This window comes from Leptolyngbya sp. Heron Island J, from assembly GCF_000482245.1.
Taxonomy (GTDB): domain Bacteria; phylum Cyanobacteriota; class Cyanobacteriia; order Phormidesmidales; family Phormidesmidaceae; genus Leptothoe.
In genome coordinates, this window is sequence record NZ_AWNH01000071.1 from 118,964 (window position 1) to 136,015 (window position 17,052).

The 17,052-nt window shown below is 48.2% G+C and carries 17 protein-coding genes; 9 read left to right on the top strand and 8 right to left on the bottom strand.

Going from position 1 to position 17,052, the window contains the following annotated elements; genetic code table 11:
- Positions 1–63: 63 nt before the first annotated feature.
- From N836_RS59835 to N836_RS59850, 4 genes are all read right to left on the bottom strand, one after another.
- Positions 64–729 (bottom strand): Uma2 family endonuclease, encoded by a 666-nt coding sequence (locus N836_RS59835; protein ID WP_023074419.1) that lies wholly within the window; start codon positions 727–729, stop codon positions 64–66.
- 45 nt (positions 730–774) lie between these two features.
- On the bottom strand, positions 775–1,158 hold the full coding sequence (locus N836_RS59840) for a 4a-hydroxytetrahydrobiopterin dehydratase (RefSeq protein ID WP_023074420.1): 384 nt from the start codon (positions 1,156–1,158) through the stop codon (positions 775–777).
- Between the two features lie 68 nt (positions 1,159–1,226).
- Entirely contained in the window at positions 1,227–3,833 is a 2,607-nt protein-coding gene (acnB, locus tag N836_RS59845; protein ID WP_023074421.1) for a bifunctional aconitate hydratase 2/2-methylisocitrate dehydratase, read from the bottom strand.
- Positions 3,834–4,112: 279 nt separating this feature from the next.
- Entirely contained in the window at positions 4,113–4,934 is an 822-nt protein-coding gene (locus N836_RS59850; RefSeq protein ID WP_031293408.1) for a mechanosensitive ion channel family protein, read from the bottom strand.
- Positions 4,935–5,521: 587 nt separating this feature from the next.
- On the opposite strand from N836_RS59850, the gene N836_RS59855 reads away from it, so the two are divergent.
- Positions 5,522–6,937 (top strand): LCP family protein, encoded by a 1,416-nt coding sequence (locus N836_RS59855; protein ID WP_031293409.1) that lies wholly within the window; start codon positions 5,522–5,524, stop codon positions 6,935–6,937.
- Positions 6,937–7,461 (top strand): plasmid pRiA4b ORF-3 family protein, encoded by a 525-nt coding sequence (locus N836_RS59860; protein WP_023074424.1) that lies wholly within the window; start codon positions 6,937–6,939, stop codon positions 7,459–7,461. The genes N836_RS59855 and N836_RS59860 overlap by 1 nt, the downstream gene beginning before the upstream one ends.
- A 75-nt stretch (positions 7,462–7,536) precedes the next feature.
- Here N836_RS59860 and N836_RS59865 read toward each other — a convergent pair whose 3' ends face one another.
- Genes N836_RS59865 through sir form a run of 3 tightly spaced genes read right to left on the bottom strand, consistent with a single transcriptional unit; the run spans position 7,537 to position 10,487 of the window.
- Positions 7,537–7,950 carry a hypothetical protein gene (locus tag N836_RS59865; RefSeq protein ID WP_023074425.1) on the bottom strand — a complete coding sequence of 138 codons (414 nt, stop codon included), beginning with the start codon at positions 7,948–7,950 and terminating at the stop codon, positions 7,537–7,539.
- Positions 7,951–7,952: 2 nt separating this feature from the next.
- Positions 7,953–8,513 (bottom strand): NUDIX domain-containing protein, encoded by a 561-nt coding sequence (locus tag N836_RS59870; RefSeq protein WP_023074426.1) that lies wholly within the window; start codon positions 8,511–8,513, stop codon positions 7,953–7,955.
- 21 nt (positions 8,514–8,534) lie between these two features.
- Positions 8,535–10,487, bottom strand: a complete 1,953-nt coding sequence (gene sir / locus N836_RS59875; RefSeq protein WP_023074427.1) for a sulfite reductase, ferredoxin dependent — start codon at positions 10,485–10,487, stop codon at positions 8,535–8,537.
- 370 nt (positions 10,488–10,857) lie between these two features.
- Between sir and N836_RS59880 the strand changes: the two genes are divergently transcribed.
- The 4 genes from N836_RS59880 to N836_RS59895 all read left to right on the top strand — a co-directional run bounded on the left by N836_RS59880 (position 10,858) and on the right by N836_RS59895 (position 12,841).
- A complete protein-coding gene (locus N836_RS59880) occupies positions 10,858–11,115 on the top strand; it encodes a chlororespiratory reduction protein 7 (protein WP_023074428.1) in 258 nt (85 codons plus the stop codon).
- Between the two features lie 84 nt (positions 11,116–11,199).
- Positions 11,200–12,066, top strand: coding sequence for a YaaW family protein (locus N836_RS59885; protein WP_023074429.1), 867 nt, complete (start codon positions 11,200–11,202; stop codon positions 12,064–12,066).
- 16 nt (positions 12,067–12,082) lie between these two features.
- Positions 12,083–12,550, top strand: coding sequence for a J domain-containing protein (locus tag N836_RS59890; RefSeq protein ID WP_023074430.1), 468 nt, complete (start codon positions 12,083–12,085; stop codon positions 12,548–12,550).
- Between the two features lie 18 nt (positions 12,551–12,568).
- Positions 12,569–12,841, top strand: coding sequence for a DUF3143 domain-containing protein (locus N836_RS59895; RefSeq protein WP_023074431.1), 273 nt, complete (start codon positions 12,569–12,571; stop codon positions 12,839–12,841).
- Positions 12,842–12,889: 48 nt separating this feature from the next.
- Here N836_RS59895 and N836_RS59900 read toward each other — a convergent pair whose 3' ends face one another.
- On the bottom strand, positions 12,890–13,303 hold the full coding sequence (locus N836_RS59900) for a thiol-disulfide oxidoreductase DCC family protein (protein ID WP_023074432.1): 414 nt from the start codon (positions 13,301–13,303) through the stop codon (positions 12,890–12,892).
- A gap of 400 nt (positions 13,304–13,703) precedes the next feature.
- On the opposite strand from N836_RS59900, the gene N836_RS59905 reads away from it, so the two are divergent.
- From N836_RS59905 to pstA, 3 genes are all read left to right on the top strand, one after another.
- Positions 13,704–14,729 carry a PstS family phosphate ABC transporter substrate-binding protein gene (locus N836_RS59905; RefSeq protein WP_023074433.1) on the top strand — a complete coding sequence of 342 codons (1,026 nt, stop codon included), beginning with the start codon at positions 13,704–13,706 and terminating at the stop codon, positions 14,727–14,729.
- A 300-nt stretch (positions 14,730–15,029) separates the two neighbouring features.
- A complete protein-coding gene (gene pstC, locus N836_RS59910; RefSeq protein ID WP_023074434.1) occupies positions 15,030–16,016 on the top strand; it encodes a phosphate ABC transporter permease subunit PstC in 987 nt (328 codons plus the stop codon).
- 83 nt (positions 16,017–16,099) lie between these two features.
- Positions 16,100–17,008: a phosphate ABC transporter permease PstA gene (gene pstA, locus N836_RS59915; protein WP_023074435.1), complete on the top strand. Its 909-nt coding sequence runs from the start codon at positions 16,100–16,102 to the stop codon at positions 17,006–17,008.
- Positions 17,009–17,052: the final 44 nt, after the last annotated feature.

The window sequence follows — 17,052 nt, forward strand, 5'->3', positions numbered from 1 at the left end:
TAAAGCTCAACATAAACATCTGCCTAGATATACAACCTGGGCTAATGCAAAATTGGATAAAGTTTATATGGGCTGAGGGGTTTGGTTATTTCGTTGATCACATTTCATACGTACCCACTGCCGAAAATCAATTTCTGCGGCTACTTCGTCAAGTAGGGCCGCTTCGAGAAATTGATATAAATCTCTCTTCTCAACGATGGTAAATATTGGTGAACGTTCCTGCTCAATATAGTTGCCACTATCGAGACACAAAATCTGCCAGATTTGGCCGTTGAATCGCCAAAACTCGGGTACACCCATGCTGGCATAGAGGGCATTCTTATTAATATCTGTGTGGGTAATATCAACTTCAACGACCAAGTCCGGTGGCGGGTCAGCGCTCAAATCAATTTCATGATCCGCGACTAAATTGTAGTTCTGAATATAATATCCGTTGTCCGGTTCTGCACTTTTAAGTAAGTCTTCTCTATCCAGGGTGGTAGATCCCATTGTTTTGATTTTCAGACCCAGCTCTACTACCAAAATGCGTATAAATAGCTCAATCAGTCGAGCCAGACGCTCATGGCTCTCTAAGGGCATTGTGATTTCAAGAACTCCGGCATCGTAGGTAAACCTAGTGCGAGTACGCTCGGTCAATAGCTGCTGAATTTGCTTAAAGCCACCCCAGTCTAAATCGCGAAACGCCATCCGCTTTTCACCAACGGGTTTTGCCGGGGATTTCAAATACATAGTAGTGTGTGCGCCACCTCTCAGGCAGTTCCCCTTGATCGTACCTCAATCGTGCAGATGAGAGGGGGCTGGGGCATCACTGGTTAACCCTTGTGCAGCTGCATCCGTTTTTGCGGCCATAATAAAATCATTGCGATGCAGTCCATTGAGCGCATGGGTCCACCAGGTAACAGTGACCTTGCCCCACTCAGTTAGTAAGGCTGGATGATGTTGTTCTGCTTCGGCAATTTCACCTACCTTGTTGGTAAACTCTAGGGCGGTCTTAAAATTACTAAAGTTATAAACCCGTTGCAGCTGTTGAACGCCATCCACAGGGATAATATCCCAGTCTGGAATCTGAGGTTTTAACTCTGCAACTTCAGCATCACTAGCTGGCGGAACTTTACCACTGCAGGGAATACAGATTTGACTGGTTAACAAATTACTCATTTATGTCTTTTCTCCTAAGTGCAATTGGCAAGGACTTTTAGTTCGTAAGCCCTTGCCTAAAACTCTCTTTAACTAGCTGAGATTGCTTCTTTTTCGATTTTCTCTTCTTCATCTTTAGAGACTACACGTCCCTCATCTTCAAACCCTTTAATTTGGTCAAAGTTAAGATAGCGATAGAGATCATCGGCAAAGGGATCAATCTTCTTGGCAACAATCTCCAAATACTCATCCATATTGGGAATTCGACCCAGCAACGCACAGGCAGCTGCTAGTTCTGCAGAACCCAGATAGACCTGAGCACCTTTACCCATACGGTTGTTAAAGTTACGGGTGGATGTGGAGAAGACGGTGGCTCCATCTTCTACACGGGCCTGGTTACCCATGCAAAGAGAACAGCCAGGCATCTCTGTCCGCGCTCCAGCGGCGGCAAAGGTGCCGTAGTAACCTTCCTCGCGCAGCTGGTGTTCATCCATCCGGGTAGGTGGACAAATCCAAAGCCGTCCTTTGACGGTGCCTGCCCCTTCAAGCACTTTGGCTGATGCTCGATAGTGACCAATATTGGTCATACAGGAACCAATAAATACCTCATCAACTCTGTCGTCAACAACTTCTGAGAGAGCTTTGATATTGTCGGGATCGTTGGGAGCAGCGACTAAAGGCTCTTTGATTTCGTTGAGGTCAATCTCAATCACTTCGGCATACTCAGCATCTGCATCTGCTGACATTAAGCTGGGTTTTGCCAACCAGTCTTCCATGGCTGCAATCCGTCGAGCCAGAGTGCGAGCATCTGAATAGCCACGGGCAATCATGTTTTTCATCAATGCCACGTTGGACCGCAGATATTCGGCAACAGTCTCTTCGTTTAGTTTAATGGTGCAGCCTGCGGCAGAACGCTCGGCTGTTGCGTCGGTTAGTTCAAACGCCTGCTCTAACTTCAGATCGGGTAGACCTTCCATTTCGATGATGCGGCCAGAGAAGACATTCTTCTTGTTTTTCTTTTCGACGGTTAACAAACCTTTTTGAATCGCCACATAGGGAATGGCGTTGACGATATCGCGCAGGGTGATGCCTGGCTGGAGTTCGCCTTTGAATTTGACTAACACCGACTCGGGCATATCTAACGGCATGGCACCGATAGCGGCGGCAAATGCGACCAGACCAGATCCAGCTGGGAAGGAAATTCCTAAGGGGAAACGGGTGTGGGAGTCACCGCCTGTACCGACTGTATCTGGCATTAACATACGGTTTAACCAGGAGTGAATGATGCCATCCCCTGGCTCTAGGGCAACTCCACCGCGCGAGGCAAAGAAGTCGGGGAGAGTGGCGTGGGTTTCTACATCTACTGGTTTGGGATAGGCGGCTGTGTGACAGAAGGTTTGCAGCACCAGTCCTGCACTAAAGCCAAGACAGGCCAGCTCCTTCATTTCATCACGGGTCATAGGGCCAGTGGTGTCCTGGGAACCTACCGTGGTCATTAAAGGTTCGCAGGACATGCAGGGACGGACACCGGGTAAACCGCAGGCTTTACCTACCATTTTCTGGGCCAGAGTATAGCCTTTACCGGTCTCAGCTGGAGGAGCAGGTCTTACAAAGACGTTGCTGGGTTGGAGTCCTAACGCGGCCCGAGTTTTATCGGTGAGCGCCCGACCAATCATTAGGGGAATACGACCGCCCGCTCTCACCTCATCTAAAATTGTCTCGGGGGTGAGGCTAAAGGTGGAAATAACTTTGCCGTCTTTAGTGATTTCGCCTTTGCTCACATGGATGGTGATGACATCACCGGTTTCCATTTGGGAGACGTCACATTCAATGGGCAGCGCCCCAGAGTCCTCGGCTGTGTTGAAGAAAATTGGGGCGATTTTGCTACCCAAAATGTAACCGCCTGTGCGCTTGTTGGGGACGTGGGGAATATCTTCGCCCAAATGCCAGATCACTGAGTTCATGGCCGACTTGCGGGAGGAACCGGTGCCGACGACGTCACCGACGTAGGCCACAGGATTGCCCTTGGTTTTTAGTTCGGCAATGGTTTCTAAGGCATCGGGCATCCTTGATTCCAGCATAACCAGGCCGTGAAGAGGGATGTCTGGGCGACTGGTGGCGTGGGGAGCCGGAGAGAGATCGTCTGTATTGGTTTCGCCAGGGACTTTAAAAACTGTGATGTCGATGGTGTCGGGTACCTTGGGCTTGTTCGTAAACCACTCGGCTGTTGCCCAAGCCTCAACTACTTGCTGAGCATAATCGCTGCCTTTGTCACTGCTTTTGGCCATGGCTAAGACGTCATTAAAGGTGTCGTATACCAGCAGCGTCTTTTTGAGGGAATCAGTGGCGGCTTGGGCCAGTTCTGCCTGGTTAGATTTGAGTAGATCCACGAGGGCCTGAACGTTATAGCCACCTAACATGGTGCCAAGTAGCTGAACGGCCTCAAGGGGAGGAATTAATGGACTAGTCGCTTCGCCTTTGGCAATGGCAGTCAGGAAGGATGCTTTGACATAGGATGCTTGGTCAACGCCGGGGGGGATGCGATCGCAAAGCAAATGCATCAAAAACTCAGTTTCACCCTCAGGCGGATTTTTCAAAAGCTCACACAGATCAGCAGTTTGCTCAGCATTCAGTGGCAGTGGTGGGATTCCTAACGCTGCCCGTTCGTCGACATGTGCTCTATACTGCTTTAACATCACTTATCCCTGAGAGTGTAATAAAAACTTAAGCTTTTTTGAACGACAATATTAAACCAAAATCGCCATCTATCCCAATTCTAGCGCACAAAAGTCAATGCTTGAATTGCCTGTGTGACAAGGCTTTGACTATTTATATTCCCTATGCATTTCATAAATGTAGCCATACTAGATCAGCATAGCTAAACAGGCCTAGCGAAGTTCTCGGCTAGACCTGTTGCTTGCTATGACATCAATAGAAGGACGCGATGTATTGTTGCTCAAGTAAGTTCAGTGCATTTAAGCGGCCCGCTGATGGACGGTAAAGTGCTGTGCAGGTGCTGGGAATCCAGCCTGACCAAAGCCCTGGCGAATCACTTTGTTGGTATCAAAATATACCTGCCAGTAGTCATTGTTATTGCAGTAAGGTCGCACTGCCAAAACCGGTCCCATAGGATTAAATTCCAAAATCTCTACATCAGGAGCAGGCTCTGTCATCACATTGGGGATCTCTGCTAGCTTCTCTTTGAGTAGAGCAATAGCCTGGCTGGGCTCCACAGTGTTGTCCAGCTGAGCGACTAAATCAACCCGACGATAAGGATTGGTAGTGAAATTCTGAATTGTATCGGAGAAAATTGTATTGTTACCGACAATCGTCATCACATTGTCCATGGTGTTGATTTTAGTGACAAACAAACCAACTTCTTCAACTGTTCCCGTGACGCCGCCTGCTGTGACAAAATCACCAACCTTGAAAGGGCGCAAAATCACTAAGAAAGCTCCGGCTGCAAAGTGAGCTAACAAACCGCTCCAGGCTGCACCAATGGCAATGCCAGCGGCGGCTAGAAGCGCTGCGAAAGAAGTGGTCTCAATACCAAAGAAGCCAAGGATGGCAACAACTAAAACAACGTTTAGTAAAACACCAACAGTGGACTTGAGATAGATAACTAATGTTGGATCAACTGTGGTTTTCTTCAGGCTACGGGTCAAAAGACCAATAGCAAATTTAATTAACCAGCGACCAACAATCCAAAAAATGAGAGCCCCAACAAGTTTGAGCCCCACTCCAATCAAAATGCTGGTGGCATTGCTAGCTATATTTGTAAAAAATGCTTCATTCATTGGGATCCTTTCAGCCAAAAATTGCATCTAAGAGCGAGCGTATAATATTAGAAGCAAAGATCAAATTCTTCCGCTAAAATACTTAAACTTTTTTGGGGCTCTATGGGCTATTTTGTCCGTTATTGAGCCATTTCTCCATGAACGGGCTGTTTTCTTAGGTAAGGGATGGCTGTTGGCAACTGTCTGGTTCAGTGCTGGAGTCCGCAGCGAATTTTCATAACTGGCCACACTCTAATTTTGGATTGTGAATAGCTTCGTCGGTAGCGGTTATTTTCCGACGAATGGATGGCTAATGCTGCGAGTATCCCAAGGAAAATATGCCAGGTTACCAGGTATCAGTCAGCTAAGTCGCCGATTGCCTGATTAGTGTTGCATTTCGAAAAGATACGTCTTTTGAGAAAAATGCTGCTACCATGCTGCTAAAAATCAGGCTGTTTATCCCTGAGGGGCAGCAGTGTAACGATTGCTTTTTATTGCTACGGCGGCTGGATTAGTTAGCCAATTGTGGCAAATAGTCGTTACACTAACGGCTACATTTCTGTTTGTATAACCCTATTCTTAATACCATCCAGGCTTGAGGTCATTCTGTGTCCATTCCACATCGCAAAAAACAACCAGCTAAGCAGCCAATAAAGAAGAAGGTGCCAGCACCTCAACAACGTCAGCGCCGTGGTTGGCTGGGAATTCCCAAGTGGGCATGGATAACCCTATCACTGGCCAGTGTAGCCACTATTTCAGCCGGTACAGGGGCGCTGCTAGCTGTTTCTATGCATAGTCAGCCGCTTTTGCAGAGTCAACTTTCCCCAGAGGAGTCGGCTGTATTTAGTGAAGATGAACCGATTTTAGCCTCCAGCAGCTTACGCTTACCTAGGCTGACTCGTCCTGTTAATATCCTGGTGCTTGGGGTTAAGGTTTTAACCTCTGATCTGGATACGCCTGCTGAAGGTGCGGAAGATCTGGGCTATCACGCCCTTGTGAACTCTTTTGAAGGGCTATCGGACACTATGCTCCTGCTGCGGTTTAATCCACGCACGGGGCAGCTAGTAGTGATGTCTATTCCGCGAGATACGCGAGCGCTAGTGAGTGGTGTGTTGACTAAAATCAACGAGGCCAATTTGAATGGGGGACCAGCCCTAACAGCAGAATCTATCAGTGATTTACTGGGTGGGGTGGCGATTGATCGCTATGTTCGCATCAATGTGCAAGGGGTAGAAAAGCTGATTGATGCCTTGGGTGGCGTCACGGTTAATGTGCCGCAGGACATGAAATATCAGGACGATAGTCAGCATTTGTACATTAACCTCAAGGCTGGACGCCAGCAATTAGACGGCAATCAGTCGCTGCAGTTTCTACGATTCCGCTATGACGAGAATGGTGACATTGGCCGGGTTCAGCGGCAGCAGATGATGATGCGGGCGGTGATTGAGCAAACGTTAAACCCTGCAACTATTGCGCGATTGCCTAAGATTTTGTCGGTCATTCAATCTCATGTAGATACAAATTTGTCGGTTGAGGAATTGGTTGCCTTGGTGGGTTACGGCTCTCAGACAAGCCGATCTGATGTGCAAATGCTCATGCTGCCCGGCAACTTTAGCAGCCCCTCAGATTACAGGCTGAGCTACTGGCTGCCCAACTATGCCAGCATCGACGAAATGGTAGAGCAGTACTTTGGGCTAGAAGCTGCCCAGGTGACGGAAGCTACCAGCCCTTCATACTTGCGGGTAGTGATCCAAGACAGCACCGGAGATGACTTGGCTATCCAGACGTTGATCGATAATTTGTACGACAGCGGCTACCGTAATGTGATTGTTGGCAATGGTTTAAACGAGCTGCTGCCGGAAACGCGCATTGTGGCTCAACGGGGCGATCGCGCTAGCGCATTAACGCTAAAACAATTTTTACGGATCGGAGAGGTCCGAGTTGAAAGTACAGGCAACCTCGACTCAGATATTACAATTCAGTTGGGTGAGGATTGGCTAGGCGAACATGGAGCCGCTCTTTGATGGCCAATGATCGAATCTACCAAGTAAAGTTGACTCTGACTGATAGTGAACCGTCCATATGGCGACGATTGTTGGTGAGTGCTAATACGAGTTTGGAAGAGCTGCATCGTATTGTACAGATCGCCATGGGTTGGCAAAATCTGTCGAGCTATCACTATCGCATTGGTAAACAGCGGTCTGATACTGAGCCCTGTCTGCTGCAAATGCCCCTCAATGAGATTATTCGGGATGATCTAGTGCGGTTCTGCTATGTATATGACCTGCGTGATGGCTGGTTTCATACCATAGAGGTAGAAATGATTTTGCCTGCCGATCCACAGGGAAATTATCCTCACTGTGTGACTGGGGAGTTGCGCTGTCCTCCAGAAGGCTGTGGGGGGATTTGGGGTTATAACGAGCTACTGGAAATTTTGGATGACCCAGACGATCCTCAACATCTGGTTCGCTGGGATGAAGTAGGTGGTGACTTTGACCCTGAGTATTTTGATTTGGGTTTGGTGAATATGCAGCTCCATTCAGGCTAAAGGCAACCTGGGCAATACTACGTTAGAGCAGATCGACTCTAGATCAACAGAGTCGCAGAACCAGGGTTGGACTTATTATTCACTGGGCGTCGACATCTGTTGGAATCCCTGAGCAGCCTGTTGCCAACCTCGGCGGATTTGGGGGCCTTGGTAGCATGTAAACCACTGGACACGGGTAGCAAAAAGAGCTAGCTCCATTGGTAATGTGAACTGGATAAGACCTTGGCGACGCAGCGTATGGATGTAAGTATCAAATTGTTGTTTTAATTCGTTGAGCTCAGCTAAATACCAGTCCAGACTGGCATGCCGTAGGGATGCGGATTTTTTGATGCGGTTCAACTCAGTCCTAAATGTTGTCAAAGAGGCCATAAATACTTGATCACGCATCTGACCCTGCAGCATGTACTGAGTGAAAAGATGGGCATTAATTAATGACTGGTGTTGCGCTTCGGCAATTCGTTGGGATTGGCTAGAAATATGGTGCCGCATGATCAGGTAACCGATTCTGTGGGTGGCCAAATCTTAGCAAATTCATTGTTAAGGCAGCGATGCAGAATGTCTTGATGGTTAAAAGCTAAATCCATCGTCAATGCTTTTTCTAGAGAAAACCAGCCCACATCCGTAACTTCACCTTGACTGACTTGAGGATTTAAAGACGGTAAGTCAACCCCCTCGTGCAGAAACAACATCAGGGGATAGTGCATGGTGATGTTTTGTGAGCGGCGGGGCTCGCTAAAGACCAGGCTGGGCTGATCAAGGGAACCCACCAGGTGATGGTTAGCCTGCAGCTCTTGGAGATCAAGGCCAAGTTCTTCCCAGACTTCACGCATAACGGCACCGCCGATGGTTTCGTCGTAGTCCAAGTAGCCGCCAGCTAAACACCACTTGCCGATCTCAGAAGGTAGGTCGGGACCGCGCTTATTTAAGGGAACATAGGCGTTACCGTTGCAAATGACTACTAAAATAGCCAGCACAGTAACACTACGACTAACCCAAATTTCCTCGCCATTCACGATGACACAGCGATTTGGAGTACTGGTGAACTTAGCCATTGATTAACCCAGTCCAGGGCTTTAGTTGGTTTGGTGGTCGTTAAGATAAGCTGCGATCGCAGCTTCTGTAATCTGAGCCATGCTCATGCCCTTGGTGGCAGAGGCTTCCTTCAGTTGCTGGTATACTTCGCCAGAAACACCGATACGGTGTTTGCGCCGACCAGATGCTTGCTTAGCAGGCACATAGGATGCGGCAAAGGTGCGAAGTGCCTCAAAACCGACGCGATCGCAAAAGTCACCAAAACTCTCCTCTGACTGGCGACTCTTTTTAAAGAAGGCAAACATTGGCTCTAGCGTAGTTTCTAGATCGTCAATGTTCATCTTCTGCATGTAGGGCTCAGCGAGCCGGGTCTGATTAGGAGAACCCCCCAGCCACAGCTGATAAGAATTTGGAGCACTGCCCACAAACCCTAATTCAGCCATATAAGGACGAGCACAGCCATTTGGGCAACCGGTCATCCGAATCACAAAATGCTCCTTCTTCAGCCCTAGCTTATTCAGCAATGCTTGAATCCGGTCTAGCACCGTTGGAATGACTCTTTCTGATTCGGTAACCGCCAAGCCGCAGGTAGGCAGCGCCGGACAAGCCATCGCGTAGCGGTGAAGCAAATTAATTTGGTCTTCCGCGTCAATGCCGTTACTTTGCAAAATATGGTCAATTTCTGCCTTATCGGCTGGATCAATCTCAGTCAGCAGCAGACTTTGGTTTCCAGTCAGACGTATGGGCAGGCGATAGCGTAGCTCAATTTCTTTGAGGGCTGACTTAATCTTGAATGCGCCATTGTCATAAATGCGACCGTTCTCAATGTGAATACCAAGGAAGAGTTTGCCATCTCCTTGCTCATGCCAGCCCAGGTAGTCATAGAACTTCCATTCAGGCAAAGGCTTAAAGGGCTGGAGAGGCTTACCAAAGTATTCTTCAACCTGGGAGCGGAATTTTTCAACACCCCAATCATTGATCAAATATTTCATCCGAGCATGACGACGCTGGACGCGGTCACCATAATCCCGCTGGGTGGCCACAATCGCCTTCATCAGGTCATAGACATCGTCTTTATCGACGTAGCCAATTTCGTCGGCAATACGAGCAAAGGTTTCCTCTTTATTATGGGTGCGTCCCATGCCGCCACCGGCCAATACGTTAAAGCCCAGCAGCTCTTTGTGGTCATCGACAATCACCACCAGGGTGACATCCTGGGTGTAAGCATCTACGGAGTTGTCACCTGGAACGGTAACCGAGCACTTAAACTTCCGAGGCATGTAGTGAGTGCCGTAGATGGGCTCTACATTGTCATGGACGATCGTGCCATTGCCGTTACGCTGACGAGCAGCGACCACATCGGGGTGTTCTTCACCCGTAACAGCCTTTTCACCATCCAACCAAATTTCGTAGTAGGCCGGGGTTTGAGGTGTCAGTAAATCAGCAATTCGATTAGCGTAGTCCCGTGCATATACGTACTCAGGCTTATCTTTGAAGGGAGCTGGCACGGCCATCACGTTGCGGTTAAGGTCACCGCAAGCTCCCAATGTGGACCCCATACTCTTAATAATCGAAGCCATGGTGGCCTTCAAATTTTTCTTTAAGATGCCGTGGAGTTGAAACGCCTGGCGGGTAGTTGCGCGGATGTTGCTATAGCCATACTTATCTGACAGTTCGTCCAGGGTTAGGTATAGCTCTGGTGATACAAGTCCACCAGGATTTCGGGTCCGCAACATCATGCGGTAGTCCTTCTCCTGGCCTTTGATCCGGTTATCCCGATTATCCTGCTGATAAGATCCGTGGAATTTGAGGATCTGGATGCCATCTTCACTGAAATGGGTTGTGTCTTGAGCCAACTCAGTGGCAACCGGTTCACGAAGAAACTGACTACGCTCCTTAATGCCTTCAAGCCTAGATACCTTTTTTGTAGAACTAGCTGTAGAAACCGATGCCTGAGCGACTTGCTTGTTAGGAGAAATCGGGGTTTGAACCATGATGTAGCGGTCGATAGCAGAACAAGAAATGATACATCCGAAAAGCAATGCAAGCGTTGGCAAGAATGCCCCGCCCTGGTACGAGTGCTTCGGTCAGTGGACTAGCAAATCTAAATTTTAGTCAGGCAGCTAGCCAAATATCAGGATTACCAGATAAATCGTTAGGTTTTAATTTCCCGGTAATCCGCTCGGGATACTGGTGTATACCCAATGGTATCATTGCGAACCATTTTGTGTATGGTTATCCTCTGGGTAAATGTTAGCTAACGCTGAAAATCCAAGTGGTTAGGTTCTAGATGGTGCCAATCTTGCCTAGCCCACCCTTTAGGATTGAGTTGATATCTAGATCTGGCTAACGGAGGCTAAATCCATGGCAGATGCCACGATGTATAGCGAAGAGATGTTTGTGTTGCTAGTGCCAGGTAACGATGAGATTTTTTTGGAGCCTGACGAGCTACTGGCTAAGCTCAAGACTATGTTAGAGGACTATGCTGGCTTACTTCCTAGGGACTTACAAAAATTTGACTCCGTGGACCAACGGGCAAAGCACCTGCGCGATACTGCTTGTGAATTTGAGGTGACCCCAGGCGTCTCTTGGCAGTGGTATGCCGTGCGATTGGAGAAATAGGTGCCGATCTCTAAACCCCGTTTTCCTTGAGAACTATGTAAAATGAAGAGCAAATTATGCTGTCTCAAAGCGATTGGCTGATCTGTGGATGAACTCAGGACGGGGTTAGAGTTAGCAACCCAAGAAGAACTGGCCACCCTGGCTGAAGTGCTATTTCGACCAAAGTTTAATCCCTTAGATTATTGGTACACCCCGTCGCCGCAGATGGTGCAAAGTTGCGATCGCACCCAGCGGATCGATCAAATAGAAGCCCGACTGCGCTATTTAGCAGCCGATGGTTTAACCGTCCTCCGCCAAGATACCCACCAGCTTAGCTATCGTCAGATTCTGCTACAGCTCAATCATCATCTCAAGCTTGAGCTATCTGCGCGCTTATCCACCCTTGATCTAGAAGCTGAAATCTTTTTACAGCTGCTCGAAAAAACCTGGCATCGGCTGACCCCGCGTCAGCAAAAACAGTTTCAAAAGCGGCTCACTAGTGAGTTGGCCCAGGTAGAGCAGTTCCGACAGCTGTCACCACAGCTACAGCAAAATCCAATGGCTCTGGTGCTAACTGGGGGGAGTGCCGTCGCCGTTAGTTCGGTGGTTCGTCCTTGGTTGCTGCAGCAAATTGCTAAACAGTTTGCCCTCCAGTTTGCCCGCTATCAAGTGGCTCAGCAAACCCTGCGGGGATCTGCTACGGTAGGGGCCAAAGTTCAGGGTAGGACAGCGATTCAACTGGCTTCCCGTGGCATGGCGATGAATGCTGCCCGCTATGGTGCTGTCCGAGGGGCGCTAGCTTGCCTGGGTCCAGCTTTGTGGACCTGGTTTATAGTCGATTTGGGCTGGCGGGCAATTGCCTCTAACTACACTCGGGTGGTGCCTGTCGTGTTTACCTTGGCTCAGATTCGGCTGGTCCGTGATCCGGGCAATGAGCTATTTCCTAAAACGACATTAGAAGCAGTAGCCTAGTCTGACAAGAAAACCTATGACCAAGAGCGTCTCTGACGACAGTCCCAAAAATCACTATGAACTGCTGGGTGTCAAGCCGACTGCCTCTGCCCAGGAGATTCGTCGAGCCTATCGAGAGCTGAGTAAGCTCTATCATCCAGATACCACGGAGCTGTCGGGTGTGATCGCAACTCGCAAATTTCAAGCCCTCAATGAAGCCTATGGCACCTTGAGCAATCCCGAGCTGCGTTTGAGCTACGACAGTAAAATTGGCTATTCTCGGTTTTATGTCAGCCAGTCTCCGCGGGATATGAGAACCGGTGATGGCCCAAACGCCCCCTTTGAATCTCGCTACACCTATCTCGATCCCACAGATCGACCGCTATCGGCGGGGGAAATTTTTGCCCTGTTTATCTTGGGACTAACCTTTGCCGCCTGCTTGGCTCTAGTATTTATCTTGGGCATCGCCGATAGCGATTTCACCCTTTATTCCTTTAAGCCTTAACGACTCCAATAATCCGCCATGGCCCTTCCCTCTGCAGATACCCCTTTGTACAATCACACGTTGCCCGATATTGAGCTATGGCTGACCCAGCAAGGCTGTAAACAAGACAGTTCTGAGCTGAACCGTTGGCAAATTGCTAAAGCCGCCTGGCAGGCAGATCTGATTCTAGAAACTGATTCGCTGGTTGTACGTTATTTAAATGTGGGTGATGCTAGCGAAGATATTCAGCGTGGCTTTAAATATTCCCTGAGTCGTCAAGACTTAGAAGATGCGATTTTTGCGGGGCCCTAGTTTTTGCACAGCTGCTTTTCCTATCCTCTAATCGCCTTAAAGTATTGATTAAAAATATTGATCACATCGGTCTGACTTACAGACGCGGTAGGTTGATTTATAGGTGGAAGCACGACGTCCAAATAAGCGGTAGCGATTATCGCGCACAAATATATAGAGTCGATCCCCGGCGCGTTTTAACCCTGGCAAGCTGCGATAAGCAGCGACAAACAAATCTCCTGCTGGTAATAATGCTCCGATTTCCTCGGCTGCATCGCTACCTTGCCAGCGTCGTGTGGGATTTGCCTCGTCAATTAGCAGCATGCCCAACTCACAATCGCTGGCCGTAACGTTGAATGACTGCAGTATTTCGGTGTCCTGCATAGAGACATAGCGAAATTGTTGACCTCGATCGAAGAACTCTAACCACTGCACCAGAGTGGTGCAAAGATTACAATCACCGTCATAAATCACGCAGTGCATAGGCTTGAAATTAGATAAGACGTTATAAAACTAGATAAGACGTTACACAGGGGATAACCGCAAGTTCTAGCGTCGATATCTACAAGTAGATTGGGATGCGATCGCAGTAAATTTTTCCCACAGGGGGCTATCGCTGTAGCCCACTCATAACCGATATTTACCCCTTAAACTATAGCCACTAAAAGTCATTCAAGCTTGGAATTTAGCTTGGTATCAGGGCACTTCGAATGTAGTCCGTTATACATTAAGAACGTTGCTAAAAGCACAAAAACACGGAGTGAAGCATGTTAGCTTAAACACATTTTCAGAATTTTCTTAACCTGGCCTTTACCTTGACTCGGTAGTTTTCACCAAGAATGTCTTTAGACATTGTTGGTGAGGAGTTTAAGTCAAAGCAATCATGGAATTCAAAGCACGGAAAATGCGCTACGCATACTCAGCGACTCTGCTTGCTCTATTAACTAGCCTAGCTGCTTGCGGCGGTGGCTCTACAACTGATACCGCTGATGCGCCTGCTGCTGGTGGTACTGAAGTTGCGTCCGGTGGTATATCTGGTGACGTCCTAATTGATGGTTCTAGTACTGTATTTCCCATTGCAGAAGCCATGAGTGAGGAATTCAGTAATGTTAACCCTGATGTCAACGTAACTGTTGGTGTTTCTGGCTCTGGTGGTGGCTTTAAAAAGTTCTGCGCCGGTGAAACAGACATTTCCAACGCTTCTCGTCCGATTAAGGATGAAGAGATTGCCACTTGTGAGGAGGCAGGCATTGCGTTTATCGAAGTGCCTATTGCCTTTGACGGTCTGACAATTGTGACCAATCAAGCTAACGATTGGGCTCAGTGTCTGACTGTAGAACAGCTCAATACTATGTGGTCTCCTGATTCTGAAGGGACAATTACCAACTGGAATCAGGTTGATCCATCTTTTCCCGATCAAGAGCTAGGGCTGTATGGTCCTGGTACTGACTCTGGTACGTTCGACTACTTCACTGATGAAGTCAATGGTGAAGAGGGTGCAAGCCGTGGTGATTACACTGCTAGTGAAGACGATAACATTATCGTTAACGGTGTCACTAGTGATGAGGGTGCTCTAGGTTACTTTGGTTACGCTTACTTTGAAGAGAACTCTGGCTCTCTGAAAGCGGTTGAGATCCAAAACGAAGCTGGTGACTGTGTGGCTCCTTCCACCGAAACCATTGCTGATGGTTCCTACAACCCTATGTCTCGTCCTCTGTTCTTCTATGTGAAGCAGGAATCCTATGACACTAAGCCTCAGGTTAAGGCTTATGTTGACTTCATGCTTGGCGATAAGAATGGCGAACTTGTGGGTGATGCTGGTTACGTAGCATTACCTGATGAGATTTTGGCGGGTGCTAAGGCTCGTGTTGACGAAGCTAAGCTAGGTAGTGATCCTACTAACCTGTAACGTTTTCCCACCGATCAGGATCTCCGTCTGATTGGGAATTACAGCTGGGAGGGGTTGAGCTTCTCCCAGCTCTCTTTCATAAAAGCGTCTTGGATATCAGACTTGTGATGTCAATTAGGGCGTTTTTTCAAAATTTTTGCAGAATTTTAAGATCACTTTTTCCTGCATCCAACGGTCTTCCTTCTCTGTAGATAGCCGTTTTTAAGCCGACTGAATCCCTGGGCACACCAGCCTTGTGCAAGGTTCAGAGTGGCTTCACTTGGATGTGGCCTATCCCAACCCGCGCTGAGGACTTTGTGCATGACAGCTGAGCTTCCCCTGAACGATGATATTGCCCCTGGTGCCTGGCGTCCGAACCGTAGTCGTTCTCAAATCATTGAGTTGATCGTTAAGATCATTTGTGGAGCATTTGCTGCGATTTCGATTTTCACCACCATTGGTATTATTGCAACGCTTATTTTCGAAACGTTTTCTTTCTTTGGAGATCTCCCAAGGGAGCTGTCGAAGGATGGCGAGAATGTCTCCTATGTTCAAGGTGTTATTCACTTCTTAACCGCTGGACGCTGGACGCCTCTGTTTGCTAGTAAGCAGTTTGGGATTTTTGTGCTGATCAGCGCCACGCTGATGATTACCTTTATTTCTATCTTAGTGGCATTACCCTTGGGGCTGCTGGCCGCTATCTGTCTCAGTGAATATGCCAGTCCTAAGCTTCGTAGAACTCTTAAGCCTGTTCTGGAGATTCTAGCAGGGGTGCCAACGGTGGTTTATGGTTATTTCGCTCTGTTGACTGTAACCCCGTTCCTGCAATCGTTTTTGCCTCCTGTAGAGGGGTTTAATTCACTGAGTGCAGGTGTTGTTCTGGGAATTATGATTACGCCCATGGTGGCTTCCCTGAGTGAGGATGCTATCTATTCTGTACCTCAGTCCCTGCGTGATGGGTCCTATGCTCTGGGAGCAACGAGACGTGAAACTGTTTGGTCTGTTGTCTTGCCTGCGGCACTATCTGGAATTGTTTCGTCGTTGATTTTGGCGATGTCACGAGCTGTGGGTGAGACCATGATTGTGACACTGGCCGCAGGTTCAAACCCAACCTTGGGCTTTAATCCCTTTGTGCCTGTCATGACTATGACGGCGTATATCGTACAGGTGACTAAGGGAGATGCACCCCATGGCACGATTGCCTATGAGACTCTGTACGCGGTAGGAATGACACTGTTCTTAATTACCCTTGCGCTGAATATCTTTAGTTTTTGGTTTGTCCGTCGTTTTCGTCAAAAGTACGACTAATGATGTTTGTGAGATTTCCGCAGACTTAGCGTGGGTCGTTTGGTCCGTGATAGAGAAATTGTGCAAGTAGGAATATTAAGGATATGACGGCTCAAGGTATTAAAGGTAAGAGTGGAACGCCTGGCAACTTCAAACAGGATTTGTCGGGTCGTTATAACTTGGATAAGGTATTTGCGATCGCGGCCTGGACTGCCACTATTGTTTCGGTTTTGGTATTGGCCTGGCTGCTGTTGACGATTTTGATAGATGGCTTAGGGACGCTGAATTTTAATTTCCTCAGCGCCTTTCCCTCCCGGAAACCTGAACAGGCCGGTATTAAAGCTGCTTTATTTGGCACGTTATGGGTCATGATGATTGTGGCAGCGGTATCGTTTCCTATCGGTGTGGGTGCCGCCATTTACCTGGAGGAATTTGCCTCTGACAACTGGTTTACCCGTTTTGTAGAAATCAACATTGGTAATCTGGCGGGAGTACCCTCTATTATTTACGGCTTGCTTGGTCTAGCTGTTTTTGTGCGCATTTTTGAGCCCATAACAGGTGGCCGTAGCGTATTGTCAGGTGGTCTAACGCTAGCGTTGCTGATTTTGCCGGTCATTATTGTGGCAACGCGCGAAGCCCTGAGAGCGGTGCCAAACAGCATTCGACTGGCAGGCTTTGCGTTGGGTGCTAATAAGTGGCAGGTTGTTTGGAATCATGTGTTGCCCAGTGCTACTCCTGGTATTTTGACCGGTGTGATTTTAGCCCTGTCTCGAGCCATTGGAGAAACAGCTCCTTTGCTTGCCATTGGTGCGGTTGCGTTTATTCGTTCTACACCTGACAGCTTACAAAGCCCGTTTACGGCTATGCCGATTCAAATCTATAACTGGGTTGGACGTCCCCAGGAAGAATTTCATCATATTGCAGCCTCCGGGATTATCGTGCTGATGATCATGCTGTTGCTTATGAACACGATCGCTATCTACTTACGCAATCGTTTCCAACAAACACGGTAATTATTGCAGCTATTTTTCTAGACACTGGGTACTAGCAGGAACCT

Coding starts and splice junctions, on each gene's coding strand:
- N836_RS59840 (WP_023074420.1), bottom strand. CDS start 1,158: ATGAGTAATTTGTTAACCAGTCAAATCTGTATTCCCTGCAGTGGTAAA.
- N836_RS59835 (WP_023074419.1), bottom strand. CDS start 729: ATGTATTTGAAATCCCCGGCAAAACCCGTTGGTGAAAAGCGGATGGCG.
- acnB (WP_023074421.1), bottom strand. CDS start 3,833: ATGTTAAAGCAGTATAGAGCACATGTCGACGAACGGGCAGCGTTAGGA.
- N836_RS59860 (WP_023074424.1), top strand. CDS start 6,937: ATGGCCAATGATCGAATCTACCAAGTAAAGTTGACTCTGACTGATAGT.
- pstC (WP_023074434.1), top strand. CDS start 15,030: ATGACAGCTGAGCTTCCCCTGAACGATGATATTGCCCCTGGTGCCTGG.
- N836_RS59900 (WP_023074432.1), bottom strand. CDS start 13,303: ATGCACTGCGTGATTTATGACGGTGATTGTAATCTTTGCACCACTCTG.
- N836_RS59890 (WP_023074430.1), top strand. CDS start 12,083: ATGACCAAGAGCGTCTCTGACGACAGTCCCAAAAATCACTATGAACTG.
- N836_RS59865 (WP_023074425.1), bottom strand. CDS start 7,950: ATGCGGCACCATATTTCTAGCCAATCCCAACGAATTGCCGAAGCGCAA.
- N836_RS59905 (WP_023074433.1), top strand. CDS start 13,704: ATGGAATTCAAAGCACGGAAAATGCGCTACGCATACTCAGCGACTCTG.
- N836_RS59880 (WP_023074428.1), top strand. CDS start 10,858: ATGGCAGATGCCACGATGTATAGCGAAGAGATGTTTGTGTTGCTAGTG.
- N836_RS59870 (WP_023074426.1), bottom strand. CDS start 8,513: ATGGCTAAGTTCACCAGTACTCCAAATCGCTGTGTCATCGTGAATGGC.
- sir (WP_023074427.1), bottom strand. CDS start 10,487: ATGGTTCAAACCCCGATTTCTCCTAACAAGCAAGTCGCTCAGGCATCG.
- pstA (WP_023074435.1), top strand. CDS start 16,100: ATGACGGCTCAAGGTATTAAAGGTAAGAGTGGAACGCCTGGCAACTTC.
- N836_RS59895 (WP_023074431.1), top strand. CDS start 12,569: ATGGCCCTTCCCTCTGCAGATACCCCTTTGTACAATCACACGTTGCCC.
- N836_RS59850 (WP_031293408.1), bottom strand. CDS start 4,934: ATGAATGAAGCATTTTTTACAAATATAGCTAGCAATGCCACCAGCATT.